Source organism: Nocardia sp. NPDC058176 (genome assembly GCF_042883805.1).
Lineage (GTDB): Bacteria > Actinomycetota > Actinomycetes > Mycobacteriales > Mycobacteriaceae > Nocardia.
In genome coordinates this window covers 200,180-224,564 of sequence record NZ_JBHVVA010000004.1, presented here as the reverse complement: position 1 = coordinate 224,564, position 24,385 = coordinate 200,180, and the positions used below count along the sequence as shown (strand labels likewise).

Genomic DNA, 24,385 nt, shown 5'->3' with positions numbered 1-24,385 from the left:
CGAGGACATTACATGCGAACGCATTAATTGCCAACGCATAAGATGCGGTTGCATAGACAGGGCGGGGACACTAAGATGGCCGCATGTCGAACCCGGCCATCGCGACAGCTCGGCGCAGCGAAGCGCCCACCGAGCTCGTCGGCCAGTGGCGCGAACTGCTCACCCGGCACGCCGCCGTGAGCTGCGCACTGGAGAAGGCGCTCCAGCACGACCACGGCATCGGTCTCAGCGAATTCGAGACCCTGGACCGCCTGGTCGACGCGGCATGTCAGAAGTACCGGATGACCGAACTGGCCGGCGACATCTACCTGAGCCAAAGCGCGCTGTCCCGCGCCGTGGCCCGGCTCGAACGCGACGGCCTGGTCGAACGCATGATGTGCGAGGACGACCGCCGCGCGATCTTCGTCCACCTGACCGACAAGGGCAGGGCGGTCCACGACCAGGCCCTGCCCACCCACCGTTCGGTGCTCGTCGACTCCTGGGACCGGACTACACAGTGCCCGTAGCCGACGCGACGATGTCGGCGAACGCGCCGCGGAAGCGGTCGTGGTCGTTCGGCTTGTCCAGATAGGCCGAACCGGCGAAGGTCTCGGCGTAGACCACCGGCGGTTCCGGCTTGTCCACCGAGCCGTCGACCCCGAAGTCCAGGATCACGAACCGGCCTGATTCCAGCCCCGCGTGGTAGCCCGTATCCGCGGGCACCACCTGGATGTGCACCGTGTCCGATTCGGCCAGCTCGCGCAACCGCGCGCGCTGCCCGGCGGCCACCTTGTCGTCACCGATTCGCCTGGTCAGCACCGCCTCGGCCAGCACGACGTGCAACCGCAACGGTGATTCGGCGCGGCCGAGCAGCGCCTGCCGCGAGCGCAGCACCCGCAGCCTGCGCTCGAGCTCGGCCTCGGTCAGGCCGGGAACGGTCTGCTCGAGCAGTGCCGCGGCGTAGTCCTCGGTCTGCAACAGCGCGGGAACGAGCCCGTCCTCGTAGAGCGACAGGCCCGTCGCGGCCTCCTCCAGGCCGATGTAGACCTCGAAGCCCTCCGCGATCACATCGCCGTAGCCCGTCCACCAGCCCCGCGCCTTGGTTTCCCGAGCCAACGCGGCCAGCGGTTCGACCAGATCGGCCGGTGCGCCGTACACCTTGCACATGGCTTCGACGTCGAGGCTGCGCAACGACGTCTGTCCAGTCTCGATCCGCCAGATCTTCGCTTCCGACCATTCCAGTTGCGCCGCCGCGGTCCGTGTCGTCATCCGCGCACGATTGCGCAGGTCACGTAAGTGCCTGCCCAGCTGCCTGCGCGGCATCGTCGAACCCGTGACGCCCTGTGGTGAAGCCATACTTCCCCCCTGTATCCAAATCCGGCCTCCCCCATCTCATTCGGAGGCCGCCGTACGCAGCTGACGCATCATCAGATCTGCGGACGGATTGTTTCACAATGAATCGGACATCGCGCAGAACTACTTCTTCTTCCTGAACCGCCAGAACTGCACGGCCCGAACGTCTTCGGAGAGCTGGTTCACCGGTTCGGCGACATCGGACAGCGCCTGGAACAGGCCGTCGGCCAGCTCGCTGATGTGCTCGACCCGCCCGGCCAGACGGGCGGCGTTGTCGGCGAATTCGAGCATCAGCCGCACCGAGGCGGCGATGGTGAGGCCGAGCGGCACCGCGACCAGCGCGGCGAGGACGCCGAGCAGGACCGAGGCCTTCCACATCAGCACCGTCAGCGCGATCGGCAGGCCGATGCCGAAGGAGACGACGCCCAGGATGTAGGCCAGCGGGAGCAAGGTCCTGGTCGCCGGCCTGCGGAACTGCACGTCGAGCAGCGAGCGCGCCGCCTCGGCCGCCCACTCCTTGGCGGTACGAGTACTGCGAAACGGGTCATCGAAGCCCGCATCGCGTGGTATGTCTGTTTCATCCGGAATGCCGTTGTCGGCGCCGGGTCGGTCGGACTTGGCCGCCGAACGCTTCACGTCGGTCTCTTTCCAAGAGAGCCAGCGTGATTCGGCTTCGAACTCCTCGGCATCCTCCTCGGACGACGGGGTGGTGCCCGGCACTTCGGTCATAGCCCGAATCCTGCCCGGTTTCAGCCCCTACGCCAACCCGGATCGGACCCAACCTGCGATAGCGAAGGTTGCCGAACTGAGACGTATCAGACACTCTCGGACATTTTTCGGTAACGGCGTAACACCGCGGCCACCCCGAGCCGATACGACCCATGAACGCAGGAACGACAGCATTCGGGGAATGGAGAACACAGTGCGCACGACGTTTCCGACCACCACCTTGGGCACCGACAAGGGTGCCGCCGCGCAGGAGTACGCCGCGCTTGGTTGGACGGTTGCCGAAACGGCCAACGGCCTGTGCCTGATCACCGACGAGGACCTCAGCGCCATCGAGGTCACCGGTGACATGGCCGCCGCGGTCCGCCGCTTCCTGCGCGCCAACAACCTCTCCGGTCCCGTGATCGAGATCCCGGGCCAGGAGCGTCGCGAGATCCACCTGGTCACCGGCGTCCGCAAGGCCGCCATGGCGATCGAGGCGATGCGCGAGGCCGGTGTCACCGTGCACACCGACGGCGCGAGCATCCCGCTGCCGCCGACCCTGCTGGCCGCCGGTTCGGCCGCCTGGAGCGTCGCGCCCACCGAGGCGCGCTGGATCCCGCCGGTCGTCGCACTCGGCGCGGCCGTGCGCTCCGCCGCGGCGCGCAGCAAGCGCACCGCGCTCACCGTGGCCTGCTAGGCCCAGAAACCACCGAACCCGCGCTCGCGACGTTCCCCGACGTCGCGGTCGCGGGTTTTCGGCGTTTCCGAACCCGGCCGGGGGTACGCGGCGTAAGCATGAAACATGGCTCCGCGAACACTGCTGCGCACCTGCCCGCTGTGTGAGGCCGTCTGCGGTCTCACCCTGACCCTCGACGACACCGATCGGGTGCTCTCGGTGCGTGGCGATCGGGAGGATCCGTTCAGCAAGGGCTTCCTGTGCCCGAAGGGCGCCAGCTTCGGCAAACTCGACGACGACCCCGATCTGGTCGCCACCCCGCTGATCCGCGAGGGCGCCGGTTTCCGCGCCGCGGGCTGGGACGAGGCGTTCGAGCTGATCGCGGCGCGCTTCGCCGAGGTCGTCGCCGCGCACGGCAGCGGGTCGACCGGGATCTACCTCGGCAATCCCAATGCGCACACCGTCGCCGGGGCGCTCTACCTGCCCGCCCTGATCCGCGCGCTGAGCACCAGGCACATCTACACCGCGAGCACCGCCGATCAGATGCCCAAGCAGGTCGCCGCCGGGCTGATGTTCGGTGATCCGCTGACCGTGCCGGTCCCCGACCTCGATCGCACCGATTTCCTGCTGATGCTCGGGGCCAATCCGCTCGAATCCAACGGTTCGCTGTGCACCGCGCCGGACTTCCCCGGCCGGTTGAAGGCGCTGCGGGCGCGCGGCGGGCGGTTGGTCGTCGTCGATCCGCGGGCCACGCGCACGGCGGCGATCGCCGATGAGCATCTGTTCATCCGGCCGGGTGCCGACGCGTATCTGCTGTTCGCGGTGGTGCACGTCCTCTTCGCCGAGGAGCTGACCGATGTGCGCGTCGAGGTCGAGGGTCTCGACGAGCTCCGCGCGGCGGCCGAGGACTTCACTCCCGAGGCGGTGGTCGCGCGCACCGGAATTCCCGCGACGGCGATCCGCGCGCTGGCCCGCGACCTCGCCGCGGCGCCGACGGCCGCCGTCTACGCCAGGATCGGCACCTGCACGGCCGAGTTCGGCACGCTCACCCAGTGGCTGGTCGACGCGATCAACGCCCTCACCGGCAACCTCGACTCCCCCGGCGGCGCCATGTTCGCCGCCGCGGCCGCGGGCGGGGTGGCGCGCAGCAGGCCGTTCCGGCCGGGCCGGTGGACCAGCCGGGTGCGCGGGCTGCCGGAGGCGATGGGCGAGCTGCCCGTCGCCACCCTCGCCGACGAGATCGAAACGCCGGGTGACGGCCAGATCAAGGCGCTGGTGACGGTGGCGGGCAACCCCGTGCTCTCCGCGCCGAGCGGTGCGCGGCTGGATCAGGGGCTGGCCGGGCTCGAGTTCATGGTGAGTGTGGACCGCTACGTCAACGAGACGACGAGGCACGCCGATGTCATCCTGCCGCCGCCGCGCTCGGTCCAGTCGCCGCACTTCGACTTCGCGCTGCTGCAGTTCGCGGTGCGCAACTACGCGCGGTATTCGCCGCCGCTGGTCGCGCTCGACGGCAGGCCGGCGGAATCGGCGGTGATCGCCCGGCTCGCCGCCGCCGTCAGCGGGCAACCGCACGCGGGCACCGGCGCGCAGAGCCCGATCGCCGTGATCGACGAACTGGTGATCGCCGGAATGCTGCACAAGGCGGGGATGAGCGACCGGCGCGACGAGCTGACCGGCGCCGACACCACCGAACAGCGCCTGGATCTGATGGTGAAACTCGGTCCGTACGGCGAATGGAACGACGGCGAACTCAGCCTGAAGACCCTGCTGGACAACCCGCACGGCATCGACCTCGGACCGCTGCGGCCACGCCTGCCCGGTGTCCTGCGCACCGCGTCGGGCCGGGTGGAACTCGCCCCGCCCCAGCTGCTGGCCGATGTGGCGCGCCTGCGGGACGGGCGCACTGCCGACGCACCGGAGATGGTGCTGATCGGGCGCAGGCAGTTGCGGTCCAACAACAGCTGGATGCACAACATCGCCGGGCTCGTCGGCGGGTCCAACCGCTGCACGCTGCAGATCCACCCCGACGACGTGCGCAGACTCGGGCTCGGCGAGCAGGCCGAGATCACCTCGGCGGCCGGAACGTTGACCGTCCAGGTGGAACCGACGCCGACGATCATGCCCGGCGTGGTGAGCCTGCCGCACGGCTGGGGCCACGCCGCGAGCACCACCCAGTCGGTGGCCTCGGCGACCGCGGGCGTGAATGCCAATGTACTGACCGATGATTCGGTGGTCGACGCGATCTCCGGCACCGCCGTGTTCAACGGGGTCCCGGTGACGGTGGGACCGGCCTGATCAGTCCGGTCCTGGAAACCGTTGCGCAAAACCGGCTTTCATCCCATTCGCAACAATGGACTCGCCCCACGACTTGTGATGCTCCCCTACACTGGTTGAGATTGCGGTCACAGCGGGGGTCTCGGCGCGAGGGCCGCAGCACCCGGTCGGCTAGCAGAGGGAGCCCCGATGCCCGAGAGAAACGTCGGCAGCGACGGAGAGCACGAGCTACAGGACACGTTGGGCACCACGGAACGGGCCGAACGCTTCTACGACGACCAGGTACTCGACCATCTCAACCCGACGATGACCGAATTCGTCGCCCGGATGGACATGGCCTTCATCTCCACCGCGGACGCGCACGGCGAGTGCGATGCCAGCTTCCGCGCCGGGACACCGGGATTCCTGCACGTGATCGACGAACGCACGATTGCGTACCCCGAATATCGAGGTAACGGGGTGATGGCCAGCCTGGGCAACATCCTCGAGAATCCGCACGTCGGGATCCTGATGATCGACTTCGTCCGCGATCTGATCGGGCTGCACGTCAACGGTAAGGCACGCATGGTCGCCGACAGCGAGCTGCGCGAAACCGTCGACGATCTGCCGCCCCCGGAACGGGGAAAGACCTCGCAGGTGTGGGTCGTCGTCGAGGTCGAAGAGGCCTACATCCACTGCCGCAAGCACATTCCGCAGATGGTCCCGGTCGCGCGCGACCGCCGCGAGTGGGGCACCGACAATGTCAGGGCCAAGGGCGGTGACTACTTCGGCGTCAAGGCGGGCAAGCAACCCACCGCCCCCGCCGCCAAGGCAGGCTGACCTACTTGATCTTGAAGATCACCGCGCGCTGCACCACGAAGTTGATGACGGTCGCGGTGCCCTGCGCGATGACGAACGCCAGCGGCTGGCGCCACCACTCGTCGGCGAGGGTGTAGTACAGCATCGCGTAGATCCCGACCTGCACCGCGAAGGTCACCGCGTACAGCGCGACCACGGCGATGAACCGCGCCCTGCTCGGCTCGGCCTTGAACGTCCAGCGGCGGTTGATCAGGTACGCGGTGGTGGTACCCGCGATGAAGCTGATCGCCTTGGCCAGGATCTCCGGCAGGCCGAGGACATTGGACAGCAGGGTGAGCAGCCCGAAGTCGACGACGGCAGCGAAGCCACCGGTGAGGGTGAACCGCACGATCTGCGTCTTGAGGTCGACATCGGTCCCGCCCGGCTCGTCGACCAGGGGAATTTCGGCGGGCAGGGGCAGATGCGGTTGGGCTTGCACGTGAGGAAGACTACGAGACCGGCCGCGTCTGTCGCCATGCATGTAGCCTCTAAGCCGATGTCCGAGAACATTCCGACCACCGACGATGGGCCGTTTGCGCTCCCTACGCGCACCCGCAAGCTCACCGGATGGGGTCGCACCGCACCCACCTCCGCCGAAGTTCTCTCGACCAGCGATCCCGAGTTGATCGTCAAGGCCGTGAGCATGGTCGCCGAGGACAACGACGCCAAGCCAGCGCACCTGCGCCGTGGCGTGATCGCGCGCGGCCTCGGCCGCTCCTACGGCGATCACGCGCAGAACGCGGGCGGCCTGGTCATCGACATGCCCCGGCTCAACCGCATCCACCGCATCGATCGCGACACGCGCATCGTCGACGTGGACGGCGGCGTGAGCCTGGACCAGCTGATGAAGGCCGCGCTGCCGTTCGGCCTGTGGGTGCCCGTGCTACCCGGCACCCGCCAGGTGACCATCGGCGGCGCCATCGCCTCCGACATCCACGGCAAGAACCATCACAGCGAAGGCAGCTTCGGCAATCACGTCCGCTCGATCGACCTGCTCACCGCCGATGGTGCGGTGCGGACGATCTCGCCGAGCGAGGACGCCGAGCTGTTCTGGGCGACGGTCGGCGGTAACGGGCTGACCGGCATCATCCTGCGGGCCACCATCGAGATGGCGCCGACGGAGACCGCCTACTTCCTCAACGACGGCGTCAAGACCTCGACGCTGGACGAGACCATCGCCGTGCACAGCGACGGCAGCGAAGCCGACTACACCTACTCGAGCGCCTGGTTCGACGTGATGAACCCGCTGCCGAAGCTGGGTCGCGCCTGCCTGACCCGCGGCCGCCTGGCCAAGGTCGACGAGCTGCCCAAGAAGCTGCGCCGCAACCCGCTGAAGTTCGACGCGCCGCAGCTGCTGACCGTGCCGAACATCTTCCCCAGCTGGTCGGCCAACCGGCTGTCGCTGGGCACCGTCGGCGAGGCGTACTACGCCATGGGCGGCACCTACACCGGCAAGATCCAGAACCTGACGCAGTTCTATCACCCGCTCGACATGATCGCGGAGTGGAACCGGGCCTACGGACCCGCTGGTTTCCTGCAGTACCAGTTCGTGGTGCCGACCGAGGCGGTCGAGGAGTTCAAGCGGATCATCATCGACATCCAGGCCTCCGGGCACATCTCGGCGCTCAACGTGTTCAAGCTGTTCGGCGAGGGCAACGCGGCGCCGCTGAGCTTCCCGATGCCCGGGTGGAACATCTGCGTCGACTTCCCGATCCGGCGCGGCCTCAACGAGCTGGTCAGCGACCTCGACCGGCGCGTGATGGAATTCGGCGGCCGTCTCTACACCGCCAAGGACTCGCGGACCTCCGCCGAGGCCTTCCACAAGATGTACCCCCGGATCGACGAGTGGATCAAGGTCCGCCGCAGCGTCGACCCGAACGGCGTTTTCATGTCCGATATGGCCAGGAGGCTGGAGCTCCAGTGATCAACGCAGTTGGCAACCCGCAGACCATCCTGCTGTTCGGCGGCACGTCCGAGATCGGGCTGGCGATCTGCGCCGAGTACCTGCGCAAGAGCCCGGCCCGGATCATCCTGGCGAACCTGCCCGGCGATCCACTGCTCGAGAACGCCGTCACCGAGTTGAAGGCGGCCGGGGCGACCCAGGTCGACGTCATCGACTTCGACGCGCTCGACACCGACTCGCACCCCAAGGTCGTCGACGCGGCGTTCGCCGCCGGTGACGTGGACGTCGCCATCGTCGCCTTCGGCGTGCTCGGCGATGCCGAACAGCTGTGGCAGGACCAGCGCAAGGCGGTCGTGACCGTCGGCATCAACTACACCGCCGGTGTCTCGGTGGGCGTGCTGGTGGGCGACAAGTTCAAGGCGCAGGGCCACGGCCGGTTCATCGTGATGTCCTCGGTGGCCGGTGAGCGCGTGCGCCGCTCCAACTTCGTCTACGGCTCCACCAAGGCCGGCCTCGACGGCTTCTACCTCGGCCTCGGCGAGGCGCTGCGCCCGCACGGCCCCCGCGTCACCGTGGTGCGCCCGATGCAGGTCCGCACCTCGGCGACCAAGGCGCACTGGGAAGCCACCGGCACCAAGGAAGCCCCGCTCACCGTCGACCCGGCCGATGTCGCCCGCCTGGCCGTCGCCGCCTCGCAGAAGGGCACCGAGATCGTCTGGACCCCCGGCGAGGCCCGCTTCCTCATGTCGGCCCTGCGCCACGTCCCCCGGCCGATCTTCCGCAAGCTCCCCATCTAGACCGGACACCGCTCCGAATCACTGCCGCCCCGTTGCTAACGGGGCGGCGGTTTCGTTTACGGGGAGGATGGGGAAGATATGTACAATTTGGAGACGAGCGTCGACCAAAGTATGTACAGGAGCGCTGACATGTCCCTAACGCATATCGATATCGACGACGAGGCGCTGGAGACGGCGAAGCGGCTGGGCGGGCATCGCACCAAGACCGCGGCGGTCGCGGCCGCGCTCGAGGAGTACAACGAGCGCCGTACCCTCGATGCCGCCTACGACGAGCTCTTCGAACTGGCCAAGAACATGGACTTGGAGGGCGCTGAGGCCAGCCGCCGGGCCGAGAAAGCAGAACGTCGACGGTGACGGGCTACCTGATCGACTCATCGGCGATGTGGCGCATTCTCAGGTCCGACGAGCTCCGCGAGACCTGGCGCGACACAACTACCAGCAAGTTGATCCGTTCCTGCTATCCCCAGCGAGCGGAGTTCTTGAGCTCCTCGCGCAACATCGCGGAATTCGCCAAGCTCGCCTCGCGGTTCGAACAGCTCTACCGCGAGATCTCCGTGCCGAAGTCGGCTGGCTCGTGGATCGGAACCTTTCAACATCGCGCGGCTCAGGGCGGCTGCATCAACGCGTTCTCGGCCATAGACCTACAGATCTGCGCGACGGCCGGATACCACGACCTCATCATCGTCCACGACGACAAAGACTTCGTCACCGCGACGCGGTTCGCCACCGAGCTGCGGCAAATCAACGTCCACGACGGGCCACTCGAGCTGGCTGTCTGAAACCAGCGGTCCGCCCGGCCTCCACTAGGCTGGCTGCGACCGTGGAGCCGACAGCAGCCGGAGGATTGCGCGCCGATGACTACCGATGAACAGGTGCGGCCGGGGCGCAGGATCTGGACCGGGATCGGAGAAGGGGTCGCGGCTGCTGGTGTAGCGCTGGTGGTGACTGCGGTCGGGCTGTACGCGTTCTCGGCGGTGCAGTGGCCTGCGTTCAACTCCTCCAACGTGACTCGGGCGTTGACCACCGTCGGTCAGTTCGTCGCGGTGGCGCTGCTGGTTCTCGCGGTGGCGTTGATTCGGCTGCGGAAGTGGCCGGTGGTGGCGAAACTGGCGTCCTGGGTGGGGATTTCGGGTTTCGTGACGGTCACGCTCGGGATGCCGCTGGCCGCGACGAAGCTGTATCTGTTCGGGATCTCGGTGGATCAGGAGTTCCGCACCCAGTACCTGACCAGGCTCACCGACAGTGCCGCGCTGCGGGACATGAACTATGTGGACACCCCGCCGTTCTATCCGGCCGGGTGGTTCTGGCTCGGCGGGCGCGTGGCGAACGTGCTCGGCATGGACGGCTGGGAAGCGTTCAAGCCGTACTCGATCGGGCTGCTCGCGGTGGCCGCGGTGGTGGCACTGGTGCTGTGGACGCAGCTGGTGCGCGCCGATCTCGCGGTGGGTGCCGCCGCCGCGGTGACGGCGATGACGCTGGCCTACGCCTCGCCCGAGGCCTATGGCGCGGTGCTGGTGCTGTTCATCCCGCCGGTGCTGATCCTGGCGTGGGGTGCGCTGCACCGGCCGTCGGGGCGCGGCGGGTGGGGCGCGGTGCTCGGCACCGGATTGTTCCTCGGCGTCGCGGCCTGCTTCTACACGCTGTATCTCGCGATCGCGGCCTTCACCGTGGTGTTGATGGGCGTGCTCGCGGCAGGGCTGGCTGTGCACGCGCGGCGCACGGCAGCCCGGCGGGGTTCGCGAGCGGTCAGGGCGCGGAGGACCGCCGCGATCAGCGAGAATGCCACCGCGGCGGCTTCGGCTGATGTAGCGGACCAACGGTCCGAGTCCGGCGACGCGTTGCCTGATACCGCGGACGCGACATCCTCCGCCGTAGTCGCGCCGACCGGCGCTGGCTCGACGACCGCACCCTGGCGAGCGGCGATCGCCCCGCTGACCCGCCTGGTGGCGATCGGCGTGATCGCCGGGGTGCTGGCGCTTGTCGTGTGGACGCCGTATCTGCTGAAGATGCTCTCCGGCGCGAAGATCCCCTCCGGTAGCGCGTTCCACTATCTGCCCGAATCCGGTGCGCAACTGGCGTTCCCGATGCTGGAGTTCTCGTTGCGCGGCGGGCTGTGCCTGCTCGGCGTGCTGTGGCTGGTGGTGCGGGCCGGGTCGTCGCGGCGGGCGCAGGCGCTGGGGATCGGGGTCGTGGCGATCTATCTGTGGACGCTGCTGTCGATGACCGCGACCGCCGCCGGGACCACTCTGCTGTCGTTCCGGTTGGAGCCGGTGCTGCTCGCCCTGCTCGCCGCCGCGGGTGTCTTCGGCTTCGTCGAGGGTGGACGCGCGGTCTACCAGGCACTCAACGAACCCGCCCCGCTGCGCACCACCGCCGCGGTGGTTGCCGTGCTCGGCGCGCTGGCCTTCGCGCAGTCGATCCCCACCGTGCTCACCCACGAGATCGACACCGCCTACACCGACACCGTGCCCACCGACGTCCCCGACGCCGACGGCACCTACGGCGAACGCGCCGACCAGCGCAAGCCCTCCGCCGTCGCCTACTACCACGAGATCGACGAAGCCCTACTGGCCCAAACAGGCCGTGCGCGACGCGAATCCGTCGTCCTCACCGCCGACACCAGCTTCCTCGCCTACTACCCCTACTTCGGCTTCCAGGCCCTCACCTCGCACTACGCGAACCCCCTCGCCGACTTCAAGGGCCGCGCCGACACCATCGCCGCCTGGAGCGAACTCGACTCCCCCACCGCCCTTCTCGACGCCATGACCGCCGCCGCCTGGCGCGCCCCCGACGCCTTCCTCTTCCGCCGCGACGGCGACAACTACACCCTGCGCCTCGCCGAAGACGTCTACCCCAACGACCCCAACGTCAAGCGCTACACCGTCACCTTCCCGAAGTCCCTCTTCGAGAACCCCGCCTTCACCACCACCGACATCGGCCCCTTCACCCTGATCACCGTCCGCCGCTGACGCTGCGGCCCCTCCCCCGAGGGAAGGGCCGATCGCGGCACGTCGTTCAGGCGGGGGTGCGGCCGAGGTAGTGGAGGAGGTCGTCGGTGGCGCCGGTGGAGTTGCCTTCGACGATGGGGGCGTAGGCGCCCCACTGGCGGAGGGGTTCGACGATTTCGGCGTCGATCCCGCTGCCGGGGGCCGGGTGGATGGCGCGGGCGGCGGCGAGGAGCTGGGCGGAGAGGTCGTCGGTGAGGGGGGAGGGCTGGCCGGTGGCGATGGCGATGTCCCAGGCGTGGACGGCGGCGTCGAGGGCGGCCATGCCCGCGGCGACGGGGGTCAGGAGGTCGCCGTGCGGGAGGGGGGTCGGGACGGTGGGGGTGGTGTCGGTGACGGTGGACCAGGCGGCGGTGGTCTGGGCGACGGCTTCGCCGACCAGGGCGGTGGGGGAACCGTCGATCGTGCCGGAGGGGTCGAAGGGGTTGTAGGTGGGGCCGGTGCCGATCCCGAGGGCGGCGGCGTAGGCGAGCTGATCGCCCGCGGCGTGCTGGACGACCTGGGTGACGGTCCAGTCCGCGCAGGGCGTCGGCAGGTCCCACTGATCGTCGGCGACACCGGCGACGACGTCGGCGAGCGCCTGGTAGGCGGTGGTGAGCAGGTCGCGCCAGGTGGTTGCGGTGCTGTTCATGATGGAGCCTTTCGTTTCGGGTGTTCCCGGTTTCGGTGATGACTCCAGCCTAGAAACCTATTAGGCTCGTTTCTTTCCTAATTTCTCAATGAGGCGAAAAGACGAGGTGAAAAATTGTCCGCGACCACTCCCCGCGTCCTGCGCCTGCTCGCCCTGCTGCAGGACCGCAGCTACACCGGACGCGAGCTCGCCGACCGGCTCGAGATCACCGAACGCACTGTGCGCAACGACATCTCACGGCTGCGCGAGCTCGGCTATCCCGTCCACGCCGAACGCGGCGCCATCGGCGGCTACCGCCTCGGCCGTGGCGCGACCATGCCGCCACTGCTGCTCGACGACGAGGAAGCCGTCGCGGTGGCCCTGTCCATCGCCGTGGCGCACGACGGCTCGCTCGCCGTCTCCGACATCGGCGACCAGCTCACCAGGGCCCTGCGCAAGATCGAACAGATTCTCCCGAAACGCTTGCAGCGCAAGGTCTCCGCGCTGCGCGACGCCACCGAGATCGGCCCGGCCACCACCGGCTCGCGCGAACCCGACGCCCCGGTCGCCGCGGGCATCCTCACCACCCTGGCCGACGCGGTGCGCCGCACCACCGCCGTCACCGTCGAGACCGCCGATGGCACCGCCGAGCTGGAACCGTATCGCCTGATCAACTGGCAGCGCCGCTGGTACCTCGTCGCCTACAGCATGAGAACCCATGCGTGGGTGGCGATTCCGGCCGCCGGTATCACCGGGGCGGACGCGAGTCCCCGGGTGTTCGCACCCCGCCGACCACCCGATGACGACCTGGTCGCCTTCGTCATGCGCCACATCGCGAGCACGGGCTGGCGGGTGCACGCGCGCGTCACCGTGCTCGCGTCCGCCGAGACCGTGATCGCCAGGATCAATCCAGCCGTCGGGGTGGTCGAGCCGATCGACGAGCACAGCTGCGCGCTGCTCACCGGCGCCGACGCGATGGAGACGATCGCGATCTACCTGAGCATGCTGATGATGGACTTCCGGGTGGACGGCCCGCCGGAACTGGTCGAGCACCTGCGCACGCTGGCCCGTCGCTACGGCGAATCGATCGCCTGAAACCCGGCGCAGATCGTTCCCGATCCGCCCTGCCCACACCGCTCGACCGCACTACACTGACTGGTGCGGCACGGTCGCCCGCCGGCCTCCCGGCGGATGGCAAGAACTCCGACCCGCTACCGGAGGAGGACGTATGTCCGATCCGTTGCACACCAGGGTGTGCCTCACCGGGATGAACTGCATCTGCCCGAGTATCAGCGTCTTCGTGGTGCCCGAACCGCTGGTCCACGGCGGACAGATGCTGCATCTGCTCGAACAGGCGCCGGTCACCGGGCACGCACCCGAACCCGACGCCGAATTGATCGACCTGATCCAGGCCGTGCGCACCCCGCTGAGCACCCGCGGCCTCGCCCGCGCCCAGCGCGTCGCGTTCGCCGGACCGCGCCACGATCCGTCGACCGCGCGGACCGTGCTGCACGATCACCTCATCGAGGAACCGGCGCCCTGGGGACTCGACGTCGACGATCCGGCCGAGCTGACCCGTTTGGAACTGCTGCCGGAACGTCGCATCGGCCCCCGCCGGATCGACGATTTCCAGGCGCATTCGATCCGGCAGGCGATGGCGGCGGTCTACCGGTACTTCGCGATCGACCAGCGCGTTCCCCTGATCTATCACGGCTTCGCCGACCCGCGTGACGGCTGGTTCGCACTGCGCGCCTCGGCCGCCTGAGACCGGGCTGTGTCAATGAACACGCGGTAGCCATTGGTGTGCGGGGGCTCGATAGACGACAATATGTCCCGCCAGTGTCAACAAACCGCGAAGTCCGTGTCGCGGGGCGAGTACGCTGCGAAATGTTGGAAAGTTCGGCCGACCGAAATCAGTTTTGGTAGTGCTGATCGGTACGGATGCAGAGGTATAGCTATGACGCTCAGCCGACCCGAGCGGATCGATCTCCTGATGCCACGCCAGGCGCGCGAGGACGCCGAACCCGCACCTCGCGAGCCACTGGGCTCACTCGCCGAGATCGAACGGGCCGTGATCGACGCGACGATCGCCATCCTCGCGCCCGGCCAGCGCTTCGTCCTGCTGTGGTCGCTGCAGATCGGCGGACACACCGTGGCGGGCGTGCAGACCAAACAGCGCGACGGCACCGTCGCCAATCTGGTGCCCCCGCCCGAGGTTCTCGAGCACCTCGCCGACCACAAGCGCATGTCCTACGACCAGAACACCGGCGCCTGGCTCAGCGCAGAGATCTTCATCGCGGGCCCCACCCGCTACAAGGCCACCTACTCCACCGGCACCGTCGCGGACTGGATGCCCGAGGTCTCCGTCGAGGACCTGCGCGCCGAGTTCGACGCCTTCCCCCGCCCGGCCGCCGAGATCCCCGACTGGATCAGAACCCAGCTCGACTGGTCGACGAAAATGACCGGATAGCACTTTCGGGACGCGGCGCCGACGCGCGCACAGGTTCGATGGCTACCATCAACCCCCGTGCGACCGGACCGATCTGAACGAGCGTTCTCCCGATACCGCCTGATCGCCCTGATCTCTGGGCTGCTCGGGTTCGTGCTTGCCCTGTCGGCGCCGCTGTTGCCGGTGCAGCAGGACCGCGCGAGCCTGCAGTGGCCGCAGGCCGGCGCGACCAGTGTCGAGGCGCCGCTGGTGTCGTATGTGCCCCAACAGCTCGACGCGCAGCTGCCGTGCACGATGCTGAGCGGGCTGCCCGGCGCCGAGGACGGCCAGACGACGACGCTGCTCACCACGATTCCGGTCGAGTCGGGCCAGACCGCGCGCGGGCTGAGCGTGACCGCGCGCGACGGCGTGCTCGCGGTGCAGGCACGCGATGTGCCGATGCTGTCGGCGCCGATCGCCGAGATCGCCGGCTGCGAGCGGATCGACATCGTCTCGACCATCGAGGCGACGACGGTCGAGTTCGTCGGCATCACCCGCGAGGACGGAACGCCGTTCCGCAACACCGTCACCGTGGACAAGCGGCCGCAGATCGTCGGCGTGTTCACCGATCTCGACGAGGCCGCGCTCACCGGCGCCCGGCTGCACGCCGACATCGACTCCCGGTTCACCTCCACGCCGACGCCGTGGAAGCTCGCGGCGATGATCGCGGCCGCGGTGTTCACCGTCATCGCGCTGATCGCGCTGCACCTGCTCGACACCTCCGACGGCCGCCGGGCCCGCCGGTTCCTGCCGCGGCACTGGTGGCGGGTCACCCCGACCGACGGCGTGGTGGTCGGCACGCTGCTGCTGTGGCACGTGATCGGCGCCAACACCTCCGACGACGGCTACATCCTGAACATGGCTCGCGCGTCGGGGCCGTCGGGCTACATGGCCAACTACTACCGCTGGTTCGGCGTGCCGGAAGCGCCGTTCGGCTGGTCCTACGAACTGCTGGCCTGGATGACGAAGGTCTCCGACGCCAGCATCTGGATGCGGCTGCCCGCCCTCCTCGCCGGGCTCGTCTGCTGGGCGGTGATCAGCCGGGAAGTGCTGCCGCGCCTGGGTGCTCGCGTGCGCCGGGACAAGGTGGCGCTGTGGACGGCCGGGCTGGTGTTCCTCGCCTTCTGGCTGCCCTATGACAACGGCCTTCGCCCGGAACCGCTGATCGCGGCGGGCGCGCTGCTCACCTGGTGCGCCATCGAACGCGCCATCGCCACCGGACGACTGCTGCCCGCGGCGCTGGCGATTCTGATCGCCGCGTTCTCGCTGGCTGCCGGGCCGACCGGGTTGATCTGTATCGCGGCGCTGATCGCGGGGACGCGGCCGGTCATGCAGATCATCATCAAGCGGGCCCAAGGTGTGCTGCCGCGCCGGATCGCCGCCGACCGCGCGGTTGCCGATGATGCCGGACAGGACGTGGTCACCGACAAGCCGACGGGACAGCGACGCTCCCTGGGCTCCACGATCTTCCGCTACGCCGCCCTGCTCGCCCCCGGCCTCGCCGCGGGCACCCTGGTCCTGATCGTCGTCTTCGCCGATCAGACCCTCGCCACCGTCATGGAGGCCACCCGCGTCCGCACCCTGGTCGGCCCCAATGTCGCCTGGTTCGACGAACGCACCCGCTGGGACTCGCTGTTCATGCTCTCGCCCGACGGCTCGCTCGCGCGCCGCTTCGGCGTGCTGGTGATGGTGCTGTGCCTGCTCGTGTGCATCCTGCAGGTCCTGCGCAAGGGCCGGATCCCGGGCACCTCGCGCGGTCCGTCGGTGCGCATCCTCGGCATCGTGTTCGCGGCGATGCTGCTGATGATGTGGACGCCGACCAAGTGGACCCATCACTTCGGCGTCTACGCGGGCCTGGCGGGCTCGCTGGCGGCGCTGGCGGCGGTCGCGGTGGGCGTCAACGGTATTCGCGCGCCACGCAATCGAGCGCTGTTCGCCGCGGCGGTGCTGTTCCTGCTCGCGATGACCTTCACCGGCTCCAACGGCTGGTGGTACGTCTCGAGCTACGGCGTGCCGTTCTGGGACAAGGCGCCGCTGGTGGCGGGCAAGGGCGTGTCGACGCTGTTCCTCGGGCTCAGCGTGCTGGCCCTGCTGCTCGCGCTCTACTTCCATCTGCGCGACCCCTATCGAAAGCCCGCCCGCGCACCACGTTTCGACCGGTTCGCGACCATGCCGCTGACCATCGCGGCGGCGCTGCTGGTGCTGTTCGAGGTGGCGTCGATGGCCAAGGGCGCCATCACCCAGTACCCCGCCTACTCGATCGCGAAGTCGAACATCGAGTCGCTGCGGGGCAACACCTGCGCCTTGGCCGATGCCGTGCTCGTGGAGACGAATACGGCCGATTCCCTGCTCACCCCGTACGACGGCGATCCGGCCGACGGGCTGAACGCCGAATCCACCGGCTTCACCCCGAACGGCGTGGCCGACGATCTGACCGCCGATGCCGACGAAACCGTGGTCGGCGGCGCCAATTCGGTCGACACGGACTCAGCCAACAAGACCACCAACACCACCGGCGCCGGTACCGGTGGCGGCACCACCGAGGAAGTGGGCATCAACGGCAGCTCCGTCTCGCTGCCCTTCGGCCTCGACCCCGCCCGCACGCCCGTGCTCGGTTCCTACCAGGACGGCGTGCAGCAGCAGGCCGGGCTGACCTCACAGTGGTACCGCGTCGACCTCTCCGATGCCGTGCGCGAGGATCCGGCCTATCAGGCGCTGGTGGTCACCGCGGCGGGCCGCATCCGCTACGTCGACACCGACGGCATCGTGCACTACGGCCAGGAGCTGCGGCTGGAATACGGGACAAGGTCCGCCGACGGCAGTGTCGAGGTGTCCGGTTCGGTCGAGCCGATGGACATCGGGCCCGCGCCGTCGTGGCGCAACCTGCGCGTGCCGATCGATCAGCTGCCCGAAGGCGTCGACGCGGTGCGCCTGGTCGCCGTCGACAACGACATCACCCAGCGGCAGTGGCTGGCGGTGACCCCGCCGCGGCTGCCGAAGCTGGCCACCCTGGACTCGGTCGTCGGCCGCACCGATCCGGTGCTGCTGGACTGGCACGTCGGCCTCGCCTTCCCCTGCCAGCGCCCGTTCGAGCACCACGACGGGGTCGCCGAGGCGCCGCAGTGGCGGATTCTGCCCGACCGGGTCGGCTCCGACGCGTCCAATGCCTGGCAGGACGACATCGGCGGTGGCCCGCTCGGGTGGACAGGTCTGCTGCTCAGGGCCGAGACTGTCCCCACCTATCTCGATCGTGATCTCGGCCGGGATTGGGGCTCGCTGGAGCGGTTCACCCCGTACGAGTCCGCGCCGCCCGCGGAGATCTCGGTGAGTGTGATCGATCAGACAGGATGGGCGAAAGAGCCTGCGATACGGGCGAAGTAGGGACTGCGGCAGCGCAAGGGCAGTGAGCGGGCAGTTGCGCGTGCACGGATTGAAACATGCTGCGGCCGTGGACATTTCGACTTGATGAAGCACCTGTAAATGACAGCGTAAAGACATGTCGTCGGCACGTTTGAGCACGTACCCTTGTGGGTATGACAGGAGCCTTCGATGACATGGATCTGCGAGATCTCGTCGAGCTGCTCAGCGACGACGAGAAGCAGGAACTACGACCGGCCGTGATGCGGGTGCTGGAAAGACTGCCTTCGCAAGAGGTATTACGCCGCGACCTCACCCGTCGCATGCTCAACGTGTGACTCCTGCACCCCCATTACGGCCGAAAAGGGGCGGACCACCCAGGTGGTCCGCCCCTTCTACTGTCCGGGCCCGGGTCAGAACACCCGCAGGCGCCCCGGGCCCCACAGGCCGCCGCGCGACTCGGTCCCGGTGGTGAGCTCGGCCGGTACGGCGTCGAGGTGCTGGTCGTAGCGTTCCAGCGAACCCCAGTCGCGGGCCCAGTCATCCTTCAGGTAGGTCGGGATGGTGACCCGGCTCGCCAGCATCTGGGTGAAGCCGAGCGGGCCGCCGAACTCCTGGGCCTGCCAGGTGTCGGTGGACGAGATCGCCAGCGGCCGGTCCGGCAGGATGCGGTAGTTCGGCACCTCGGCGACACCGTTGCGGTGCGCGAACGGACGCTGGCACGGGAACTGCAGGCCGACGGCCCAGTCCAGCAGCACCGGCTGATCGCGGCCGATGAAGGTGTCGAGTGATTGCAGCTTCGGCACCCGCGGCGGGGTGAACGCCAGCCACTGGTCACCGATCAGGATCGGGTCGTTGGCCACGATGCGCACGGCATCGGCCTCGGCCGGGAGATCGGCCAGCGGCACGCGCAGGTTGCGCCACGACGGGAACGGGCCGATGTCGCGGGGCAGGTAGCTGCCGAGCGCGGTGACGCTGCCGTCGGGGTTGCGGGTGCCGTACTCGACCAGCAGCAGCTGGCCGTAGGTGTCGTCGCCGGTGTCGGTCTTGGAGTGGATGCGGCCCGCCGCGCTGATCACGACCAGCGGCGAGTCATCGGAGCGCTCCGGCAGCCCGTACCAGGCCGACTGCAGGTGCGCGGGCTGCTGCACGCCCTCCTGGTAGGAGCCGAGCACCGGCGTCTGGGCCGGATCGAGGCCGAACGGCAGGGCCGCGGTCGACCCGTTGATGCCGCGCGCGCCCTCACCGCCGCCGGTACCGGCGCTCTCGCCCTCGGCGAAGGCGGCGCCGACCGACTGGTTGCTGGTGTTGCCGGTGCCCGGCTTCACCTCCACCGCGTCGGCGGACAGGTCGCTCGGCACCCCGTTGGGGGTGAAGCCCGCCGAGCCGCGACCGGCCAGCGGATCGTTCGGGTCGTCGAACGGCCGGGCCGGGTCGACGATCGGTTCCAGCCTGCCGCTGTTGGGTTCGGGCTCGACCAGCACCTCGTTGGCCAGGCCGCACGCGTTGCCGCCGAGCGCCTCGATATTGGAGCGGGCCAGCGAGTACGCGGGGTACTGCTGGGTCGCGCCCTTGACCATCGACGCCACCTCGAACGCCACCATCAGCCCGACGACGACCGTCAGCGGAATGGCGGCGAACTTGCGGATACGCCTGCCACGCGCGGTGCGCACCGACGGCACCGGTTTCACGTAGTCCTCGCGCAGCGCGTACCAGCCGACCAGGGCCAGCGCGACGCCGAACAGGATCAGCATCACGGTGTTGGAGTGGATGCCGCGCACCGAGATGACCTTGTCGAACCACGGCACGCCATAGCTCGAGACGTACCAGTAGCCGTTGATGCCGGAGAACGACAGGGCGAGCACGAACATCAATCCGGCCAGGAAGATCGCGCGGTTCTTGCGTGAGCGCAGCGCGCTCTGCGAGACGGCCACCGCCGTCACCGCCGCCAGCGCACCGGCGATGCCCGCGTAGGCGCCGAAGTGGTGGGTCCACTTCGTCGGGTTGAACATCATGAAGAACAGCGTTCCGAAGACCACGCCCATCAACCGCCAGGTCGGACCCGAGGCGATCCCGGGCACCTGGCGGCGGCGCAGCAGCACCAGCAGCGTGGTGAACAGGCACAGCAGCATCACCAGGAAGGCGAAGCGGCGGGCCAGCGAGCCGTCGACGGTCTCGACGAACATGTAGTAGTAGCGCAGGTAGTCCTCGTACCAGGCCAGGTTCGGGCCGGTGGCCTGACGAACCCGGTTGGCCTCCTGGATGCCGGCGAAGGTCTGGTCACCGAAGACCACCACGAGCACCAGCAGACCCGCCGAGGCGATCGGCGCGAGCAGCGCCACGGTGCCGAACTCGCGATGCCGCCGCACCACGATCCGCACCAGCGGGCGGATACCTGCCAGCAGCGCGGCCACACACATCAGGCCGGTGGGCGCCGCGGCCAGGGTGAATGCCGCGATCAGCACCGCGATGCCCGCGGGCAGCAGCCGGCCGGTGGCGATGGCGCGTTCGATCGAGACCCAGGTCAGCAGCGCGCCCAGGGCGACGATCGGCTCCGAGCGCAGGCCGTTGTCGAACGGCAGCCAGAAGGCGAGGAACACCAGGCCGCCGGTCCACAGCGCCACCTGACTGCGCTTGACGGCGTTGCCCAGACGCGGCACCACCTCGCGGCTGATCACCATCCAGCACAGGATCGCGCAGAACAGCGCGGGCAGGCGCACCCACGCGCTGGCCGTGGAGATCTCGGCGAACACCTGGATGACGTGGTAGTACCAGCCGAACGGTGCCTCCGGCACGCCGTACCAGCGGAAGTAGTTGGCCATGTAGCCCGCTTCGGGGGCCACCCGCACCATCGACAGGATGTAGCCGTCGTCGGAGGTGTTCGCGCCGACGAAATGCCAGGTCAGCAGGGTGCCGATCACCGCGCCGTCGGCCCAGGTGGGGCGCAGCCAGTTCTTGGGCAGGAACCGGCGGTGCCCGCGCCCGTCACTGCCGTCGAGCTGGGCCAGCGCGCCGAGCGCCAGCAGCGTGCACAGCACGGCCGCGATGATCGCGATCAGCTTGATCACCGAGGGGCTCGAGGTGAATCGGGTGTCGATCGTCGAGGTCAGCGACAGGCCGTCGGGCACCTCACCGCGCAGATCGGTGAACACGCCGACGACCTGCGGGCGCAGATCGCCGGCCAGCTCGCCCGCCACCGGGACCCGCACGGTCTCGACCGCGCCCGGCCGACCCTCGATCGGACGCTCGATCTCCCTGGTCAGGCCCTGGAACTCGGCGGTCGTGCGGTCATGGTCGGAGCTGATCACGATCGCCGAGCACTGGTCCATCGCCGAGCGCTCCGCCGAGGCGACCACCGCGTTGCGGTCGACCACGTCGACCGAGGTGTCGGAGACGCGGACGAACAGCGCCTCCAGCGCCGCGCGATCACCCTGCGGCGGCGCGGTCGCCAGCAGCATGCCACCCTGCTCGGGCAGTTGCGCGACCGCGGCGCACGGGATCGTCGCGTTCAGATCGATCGGCACCTGGGACATCAGTGGCGCGTCGACGTTGCCGAGAGTGCCGTTCTGCGGCCAGCTCAGTTCCGCGGTGGTCTGGCTGACCGGAAGGAACGGCGTGGCCACCGCGAACACGGCGCCGAGGATTCCGGCGACTATCGCGATCCATCGCGCGATCCGAAAGTCCTTCGCGGAAGCCACCGGTTCTGCGGGTGGCTTGGTGAGAACAGCTGCGGCGTCTGGCACGGTTCGACATGGTATCCGCACCCACGTCGTTGTGAGGGGCCGCACGCCATGCTGTCGAACCGGCCCCTGCGCGATCATGTGAAGTTTAAGCGTTTCATTAAGCGTGTGACGCGCTTGGACCCTGGGCGCGAGGAGCGAACGGCGCATGGCCGGAGGTTTCGGCATCATGCGAATCAGCTATCGATCGAGTTCCGCCCGGTGCGGTCGAGGAGCGGGCGCGCGCGGCACAGGAGTTTTTCCGACGATACCAGTGTGCAGCATGCATATAGATAAAAAGCGGAGTAACCGTTACGCCCGGTAACGGTCGTGCATTTTAAATGCGGATCGCGATCGCGGCGGCCGAAACGCGATGGTTCCCGAATGAAATGGTAGGCGTGAATACTCCGCTGCAGAAAATTCCTGTTCGTATTCTTGAAACACGACATCTTCACATCCGAAGTTGTCGTTTTCCCCAAGGAGTACGCATGTACAACAGCAGTTTCTTCGCTCGCACCGCACTGGCCACCGCGGGCTGTGCGGTGGCCGCGGCGTCGTTCGGCATCGGACCCGCCGCGGCCCAGGCCTCGACCACCGTCAGCCCCGCGGGCGCGGCCGTGACCGCCACCAACCAGGGCGCGGTCAAGGCCGTCGCGGGTGGTGTCACCATCACCTGCAACACCTCCACCGCGACCGGTGCCGTACCCGCCGCACCGGGCAACACCAACCCGAGCGGACCGGTCACCGTGCCGATCAGCGCACCCACCTTCACCGGCTGTTCCACCAGCATGTGGGGCGTGAGCGCGACGGTGACCACCAGTGGCAGCTGGTCGATCACGGGCCAGAACGGGTCGCCGATCGCCGGGACGATCAATGTCCCGACCGGCGGCATGGTCATCCAGACCAGCGGGCTCGCCTCGTGCAAGGTGGTCGTCGCGCCCAGCGCGCCGGCCGCGCTGGCGGGCACCTGGACCAACGGCACCCCCTCGACGGTCCAGGCCACCAATTCCCCGGCGCCCATCACGGTGACCGGCGGCTTCGGCTGCCCGACCAGTGCCACCACCGGATCGGTGACCGGCACCTATCGGGTCGCCAACACCACCACCCCGTCGGTACCGATCACGGTCGGTCCCTGACAATTCCGGGAGGGAATTCGGAAATGGCCGCATGAGATGACGGGGCCATAAAAGGAACCCGCGTGCGTCTCGCACTCGCACGCGGGTTCCACCCCACATCGTAGGCAATATTCGCGCCGGTTGCCGCCCACGGGTACCCGGCGCGAATCCCCCGATGCGACGCGCCCGCCGGACCCCGGTCCCTTCCGAACCCCTCCCCTCCCTAGACTCGACTCCATGACCAAGGTGAATCTCGAAACCAACTACGGACCGATCGTGCTCGAGTTGGACGACCAGGCCGCGCCGAACACGGTCGCCAACTTCGTGAACTACGTGAACGCGGGCCATTACAACGGCACCGTGTTCCACCGCGTCATCCCCGGTTTCATGGTTCAGGGCGGCGGGTTCGAGCCCGGCCTGAAGCAGAAGCCGACCCAGGCGCCGATCCAGAACGAGGCAACCAACGGCCTCAAGAACGACAAGTACACCGTCGCGATGGCCCGCACCAACGACCCGCACTCGGCCACCGCCCAGTTCTTCATCAACGTCTCCGACAACGCCTTCCTCAACCACTCGGCCCCCCAGGGCCAGGGCTGGGGCTACGCGGTGTTCGGCAAGGTCGCCGACGGCACCGAGGTCGTCGACAAGATCGCCGCCGTCTCCACCGGCAGCGCGGGCCCCCACCAGGACGTCCCCGTCGACGACGTCATCATCGAATCCGCCACCGTCGCATAATCTCTCGACGTCAGCGCAGCGGGCCGCCACCCTCCGGGGTAGCGGCCCGCGGTTGTTTCACCATCAGCCCGGCCAGGGCGGGCGGCGATGCCAGGACTGCGCGACCGCGGCGCGGAATCGTGGCTCGGCTTCGACGAAGACGAATCGTTCGTCGTAGATGGGCCGGAACTTCACCGGTTCTTCCTGTTGGCCCACGAACAAGCGGACCAGGATCGGCACGATGAACACCGCCGGGCAGAACAACAGTGAGAGTTCGGTCGGCCATTGATATCCGCGGCCACCGAGCACCGCGATCAGGATGGTCGGCACCGCGATGATCGCCAGCGCCGTCCACAGCGCTCGGACGACCCTGCGATATCGAGTCGCGGAATGCATGCACTGCGCACAGACCGGCCACTCACCGACGAGGATCGTCGACACCGGCGCGGCCCGATTCCAGTCCGCTCTGCTGAAATCCTCCCGCCGTTCGCCGGGATGGGGCAGATGGAACCGGGGATGGGCCCGCGTCTCATAGAAGATCGCCTCGACCGGACGCCGACCAACGGCGGGCTCGCCATGCCTGCTGCACAGCTCCGGCAGCGGGTGATCGATCTCCAGTTCCAGCGGTGCCGCGTGGAGCTCGTACCCTCGCTTCTGCCAGTGCTGCCCGGTATGCGGCAGCGGCTGTCGGCACCGGCGCAACCGAATGGCCGCGTCCCCCGGACTCGTCCACGGCCGCGGATACAGATTCGGTTCAGCCGTGTAGGAACTCGGCGGATGCACCTGAATGGCGATCTCACGGTTGGGCCGGTGGTAGTAGCGCGGAACAACGACCTGCTTCGTCACG

At 68.5% G+C, this 24,385-nt stretch carries 22 protein-coding genes; 16 read left to right on the top strand and 6 right to left on the bottom strand.

The features are described from left to right. Nucleotides 1-83: 83 nt before the first annotated feature. Nucleotides 84-506, top strand: a complete 423-nt coding sequence (locus ACFVVM_RS22355; RefSeq protein ID WP_387621410.1) for a MarR family transcriptional regulator — start codon at nt 84-86, stop codon at nt 504-506. On the opposite strand, the gene ACFVVM_RS22350 is transcribed toward ACFVVM_RS22355, so the two are convergent. Both ACFVVM_RS22350 and ACFVVM_RS22345 read right to left on the bottom strand, forming a co-directional pair. Then, entirely contained in the window at nt 490-1,335 is an 846-nt protein-coding gene (locus tag ACFVVM_RS22350; protein WP_387621408.1) for a helix-turn-helix domain-containing protein, read from the bottom strand. The two genes, ACFVVM_RS22355 and ACFVVM_RS22350, sit on opposite strands and share 17 nt — an antisense overlap. A gap of 120 nt (nt 1,336-1,455) precedes the next feature. Continuing rightward, on the bottom strand, nt 1,456-2,061 hold the full coding sequence (locus ACFVVM_RS22345) for a DUF4282 domain-containing protein (RefSeq protein WP_387621406.1): 606 nt from the start codon (nt 2,059-2,061) through the stop codon (nt 1,456-1,458). Nucleotides 2,062-2,242: 181 nt separating this feature from the next. Here ACFVVM_RS22345 and ACFVVM_RS22340 point away from each other — a divergent pair, with 181 nt between their 5' ends. The 3 genes from ACFVVM_RS22340 to ACFVVM_RS22330 all read left to right on the top strand — a co-directional run bounded on the left by ACFVVM_RS22340 (nt 2,243) and on the right by ACFVVM_RS22330 (nt 5,812). Further along, complete coding sequence (locus ACFVVM_RS22340) at nt 2,243-2,737, top strand: hypothetical protein (protein WP_387621404.1); 495 nt, start codon at nt 2,243-2,245, stop codon at nt 2,735-2,737. A 105-nt stretch (nt 2,738-2,842) separates the two neighbouring features. Then, nucleotides 2,843-5,014 (top strand): molybdopterin-dependent oxidoreductase, encoded by a 2,172-nt coding sequence (locus tag ACFVVM_RS22335; RefSeq protein ID WP_387621402.1) that lies wholly within the window; start codon nt 2,843-2,845, stop codon nt 5,012-5,014. Nucleotides 5,015-5,182: 168 nt separating this feature from the next. Further along, nucleotides 5,183-5,812 carry a pyridoxamine 5'-phosphate oxidase family protein gene (locus ACFVVM_RS22330; protein ID WP_387621399.1) on the top strand — a complete coding sequence of 210 codons (630 nt, stop codon included), beginning with the start codon at nt 5,183-5,185 and terminating at the stop codon, nt 5,810-5,812. 1 nt (nt 5,813) lies between these two features. Here ACFVVM_RS22330 and ACFVVM_RS22325 read toward each other — a convergent pair whose 3' ends face one another. Continuing rightward, nucleotides 5,814-6,311, bottom strand: coding sequence for a GtrA family protein (locus ACFVVM_RS22325; RefSeq protein ID WP_387621397.1), 498 nt, complete (start codon nt 6,309-6,311; stop codon nt 5,814-5,816). 15 nt (nt 6,312-6,326) lie between these two features. Here ACFVVM_RS22325 and ACFVVM_RS22320 point away from each other — a divergent pair, with 15 nt between their 5' ends. The 5 genes from ACFVVM_RS22320 to ACFVVM_RS22300 all read left to right on the top strand — a co-directional run bounded on the left by ACFVVM_RS22320 (nt 6,327) and on the right by ACFVVM_RS22300 (nt 11,499). After that, the gene (locus ACFVVM_RS22320) at nt 6,327-7,754 is read left to right on the top strand and encodes an FAD-binding protein (RefSeq protein ID WP_387621394.1); all 1,428 of its coding nucleotides are present in this window, start codon (nt 6,327-6,329) and stop codon (nt 7,752-7,754) included. Beyond that, nucleotides 7,751-8,530, top strand: coding sequence for a decaprenylphospho-beta-D-erythro-pentofuranosid-2-ulose 2-reductase (locus ACFVVM_RS22315; RefSeq protein WP_387621391.1), 780 nt, complete (start codon nt 7,751-7,753; stop codon nt 8,528-8,530). Before ACFVVM_RS22320 ends, ACFVVM_RS22315 begins: the two co-directional genes overlap by 4 nt. 129 nt (nt 8,531-8,659) lie before the next feature. Beyond that, the gene (locus tag ACFVVM_RS22310) at nt 8,660-8,884 is read left to right on the top strand and encodes a type II toxin-antitoxin system VapB family antitoxin (protein WP_387621388.1); all 225 of its coding nucleotides are present in this window, start codon (nt 8,660-8,662) and stop codon (nt 8,882-8,884) included. Next, nucleotides 8,881-9,309 carry a PIN domain-containing protein gene (locus ACFVVM_RS22305; protein WP_387621386.1) on the top strand — a complete coding sequence of 143 codons (429 nt, stop codon included), beginning with the start codon at nt 8,881-8,883 and terminating at the stop codon, nt 9,307-9,309. The genes ACFVVM_RS22310 and ACFVVM_RS22305 overlap by 4 nt, the downstream gene beginning before the upstream one ends. A gap of 75 nt (nt 9,310-9,384) precedes the next feature. Further along, nucleotides 9,385-11,499: a galactan 5-O-arabinofuranosyltransferase gene (locus tag ACFVVM_RS22300; RefSeq protein WP_387621383.1), complete on the top strand. Its 2,115-nt coding sequence runs from the start codon at nt 9,385-9,387 to the stop codon at nt 11,497-11,499. Nucleotides 11,500-11,545: 46 nt separating this feature from the next. Here the strand turns inward: ACFVVM_RS22300 and ACFVVM_RS22295 are convergent, their stop codons facing one another. Further along, on the bottom strand, nt 11,546-12,166 hold the full coding sequence (locus ACFVVM_RS22295; protein ID WP_387621380.1) for a TIGR03086 family metal-binding protein: 621 nt from the start codon (nt 12,164-12,166) through the stop codon (nt 11,546-11,548). Nucleotides 12,167-12,280: 114 nt separating this feature from the next. Between ACFVVM_RS22295 and ACFVVM_RS22290 the strand changes: the two genes are divergently transcribed. The 5 genes from ACFVVM_RS22290 (at nt 12,281) to ACFVVM_RS22270 (ending at nt 18,328) form a co-directional block, all read left to right on the top strand. After that, complete coding sequence (locus ACFVVM_RS22290; RefSeq protein ID WP_387621377.1) at nt 12,281-13,240, top strand: helix-turn-helix transcriptional regulator; 960 nt, start codon at nt 12,281-12,283, stop codon at nt 13,238-13,240. Nucleotides 13,241-13,373: 133 nt separating this feature from the next. After that, on the top strand, nt 13,374-13,910 hold the full coding sequence (locus ACFVVM_RS22285; RefSeq protein WP_387621374.1) for a hypothetical protein: 537 nt from the start codon (nt 13,374-13,376) through the stop codon (nt 13,908-13,910). Between the two features lie 192 nt (nt 13,911-14,102). Beyond that, on the top strand, nt 14,103-14,615 hold the full coding sequence (locus ACFVVM_RS22280; protein ID WP_387621371.1) for a hypothetical protein: 513 nt from the start codon (nt 14,103-14,105) through the stop codon (nt 14,613-14,615). 57 nt (nt 14,616-14,672) lie between these two features. Beyond that, nucleotides 14,673-18,014, top strand: a complete 3,342-nt coding sequence (locus tag ACFVVM_RS22275) for an arabinosyltransferase domain-containing protein (protein WP_387621369.1) — start codon at nt 14,673-14,675, stop codon at nt 18,012-18,014. A 152-nt stretch (nt 18,015-18,166) separates the two neighbouring features. Next, a complete protein-coding gene (locus ACFVVM_RS22270; RefSeq protein WP_156910224.1) occupies nt 18,167-18,328 on the top strand; it encodes a hypothetical protein in 162 nt (53 codons plus the stop codon). A 75-nt stretch (nt 18,329-18,403) separates the two neighbouring features. On the opposite strand, the gene ACFVVM_RS22265 is transcribed toward ACFVVM_RS22270, so the two are convergent. Further along, complete coding sequence (locus tag ACFVVM_RS22265; RefSeq protein ID WP_387621366.1) at nt 18,404-21,733, bottom strand: arabinosyltransferase domain-containing protein; 3,330 nt, start codon at nt 21,731-21,733, stop codon at nt 18,404-18,406. Between the two features lie 464 nt (nt 21,734-22,197). Between ACFVVM_RS22265 and ACFVVM_RS22260 the strand changes: the two genes are divergently transcribed. After that, complete coding sequence (locus ACFVVM_RS22260; RefSeq protein ID WP_387621363.1) at nt 22,198-22,845, top strand: hypothetical protein; 648 nt, start codon at nt 22,198-22,200, stop codon at nt 22,843-22,845. Nucleotides 22,846-23,061: 216 nt separating this feature from the next. Further along, nucleotides 23,062-23,559 carry a peptidylprolyl isomerase gene (locus tag ACFVVM_RS22255; protein ID WP_387621360.1) on the top strand — a complete coding sequence of 166 codons (498 nt, stop codon included), beginning with the start codon at nt 23,062-23,064 and terminating at the stop codon, nt 23,557-23,559. A 63-nt stretch (nt 23,560-23,622) separates the two neighbouring features. On the opposite strand, the gene ACFVVM_RS22250 is transcribed toward ACFVVM_RS22255, so the two are convergent. Further along, entirely contained in the window at nt 23,623-24,384 is a 762-nt protein-coding gene (locus ACFVVM_RS22250) for a hypothetical protein (protein WP_387621357.1), read from the bottom strand. Nucleotide 24,385 lies beyond the last annotated feature (1 nt).

Coding starts and splice junctions, on each gene's coding strand:
- ACFVVM_RS22355 (WP_387621410.1), top strand. CDS start 84: ATGTCGAACCCGGCCATCGCGACAGCTCGGCGCAGCGAAGCGCCCACC.
- ACFVVM_RS22350 (WP_387621408.1), bottom strand. CDS start 1,335: ATGGCTTCACCACAGGGCGTCACGGGTTCGACGATGCCGCGCAGGCAG.
- ACFVVM_RS22345 (WP_387621406.1), bottom strand. CDS start 2,061: ATGACCGAAGTGCCGGGCACCACCCCGTCGTCCGAGGAGGATGCCGAG.
- ACFVVM_RS22340 (WP_387621404.1), top strand. CDS start 2,243: ATGGAGAACACAGTGCGCACGACGTTTCCGACCACCACCTTGGGCACC.
- ACFVVM_RS22335 (WP_387621402.1), top strand. CDS start 2,843: ATGGCTCCGCGAACACTGCTGCGCACCTGCCCGCTGTGTGAGGCCGTC.
- ACFVVM_RS22330 (WP_387621399.1), top strand. CDS start 5,183: ATGCCCGAGAGAAACGTCGGCAGCGACGGAGAGCACGAGCTACAGGAC.
- ACFVVM_RS22325 (WP_387621397.1), bottom strand. CDS start 6,311: ATGCATGGCGACAGACGCGGCCGGTCTCGTAGTCTTCCTCACGTGCAA.
- ACFVVM_RS22320 (WP_387621394.1), top strand. CDS start 6,327: ATGTCCGAGAACATTCCGACCACCGACGATGGGCCGTTTGCGCTCCCT.
- ACFVVM_RS22310 (WP_387621388.1), top strand. CDS start 8,660: ATGTCCCTAACGCATATCGATATCGACGACGAGGCGCTGGAGACGGCG.
- ACFVVM_RS22300 (WP_387621383.1), top strand. CDS start 9,385: ATGACTACCGATGAACAGGTGCGGCCGGGGCGCAGGATCTGGACCGGG.
- ACFVVM_RS22295 (WP_387621380.1), bottom strand. CDS start 12,166: ATGAACAGCACCGCAACCACCTGGCGCGACCTGCTCACCACCGCCTAC.
- ACFVVM_RS22285 (WP_387621374.1), top strand. CDS start 13,374: ATGTCCGATCCGTTGCACACCAGGGTGTGCCTCACCGGGATGAACTGC.
- ACFVVM_RS22280 (WP_387621371.1), top strand. CDS start 14,103: ATGACGCTCAGCCGACCCGAGCGGATCGATCTCCTGATGCCACGCCAG.
- ACFVVM_RS22270 (WP_156910224.1), top strand. CDS start 18,167: ATGACAGGAGCCTTCGATGACATGGATCTGCGAGATCTCGTCGAGCTG.
- ACFVVM_RS22260 (WP_387621363.1), top strand. CDS start 22,198: ATGTACAACAGCAGTTTCTTCGCTCGCACCGCACTGGCCACCGCGGGC.
- ACFVVM_RS22255 (WP_387621360.1), top strand. CDS start 23,062: ATGACCAAGGTGAATCTCGAAACCAACTACGGACCGATCGTGCTCGAG.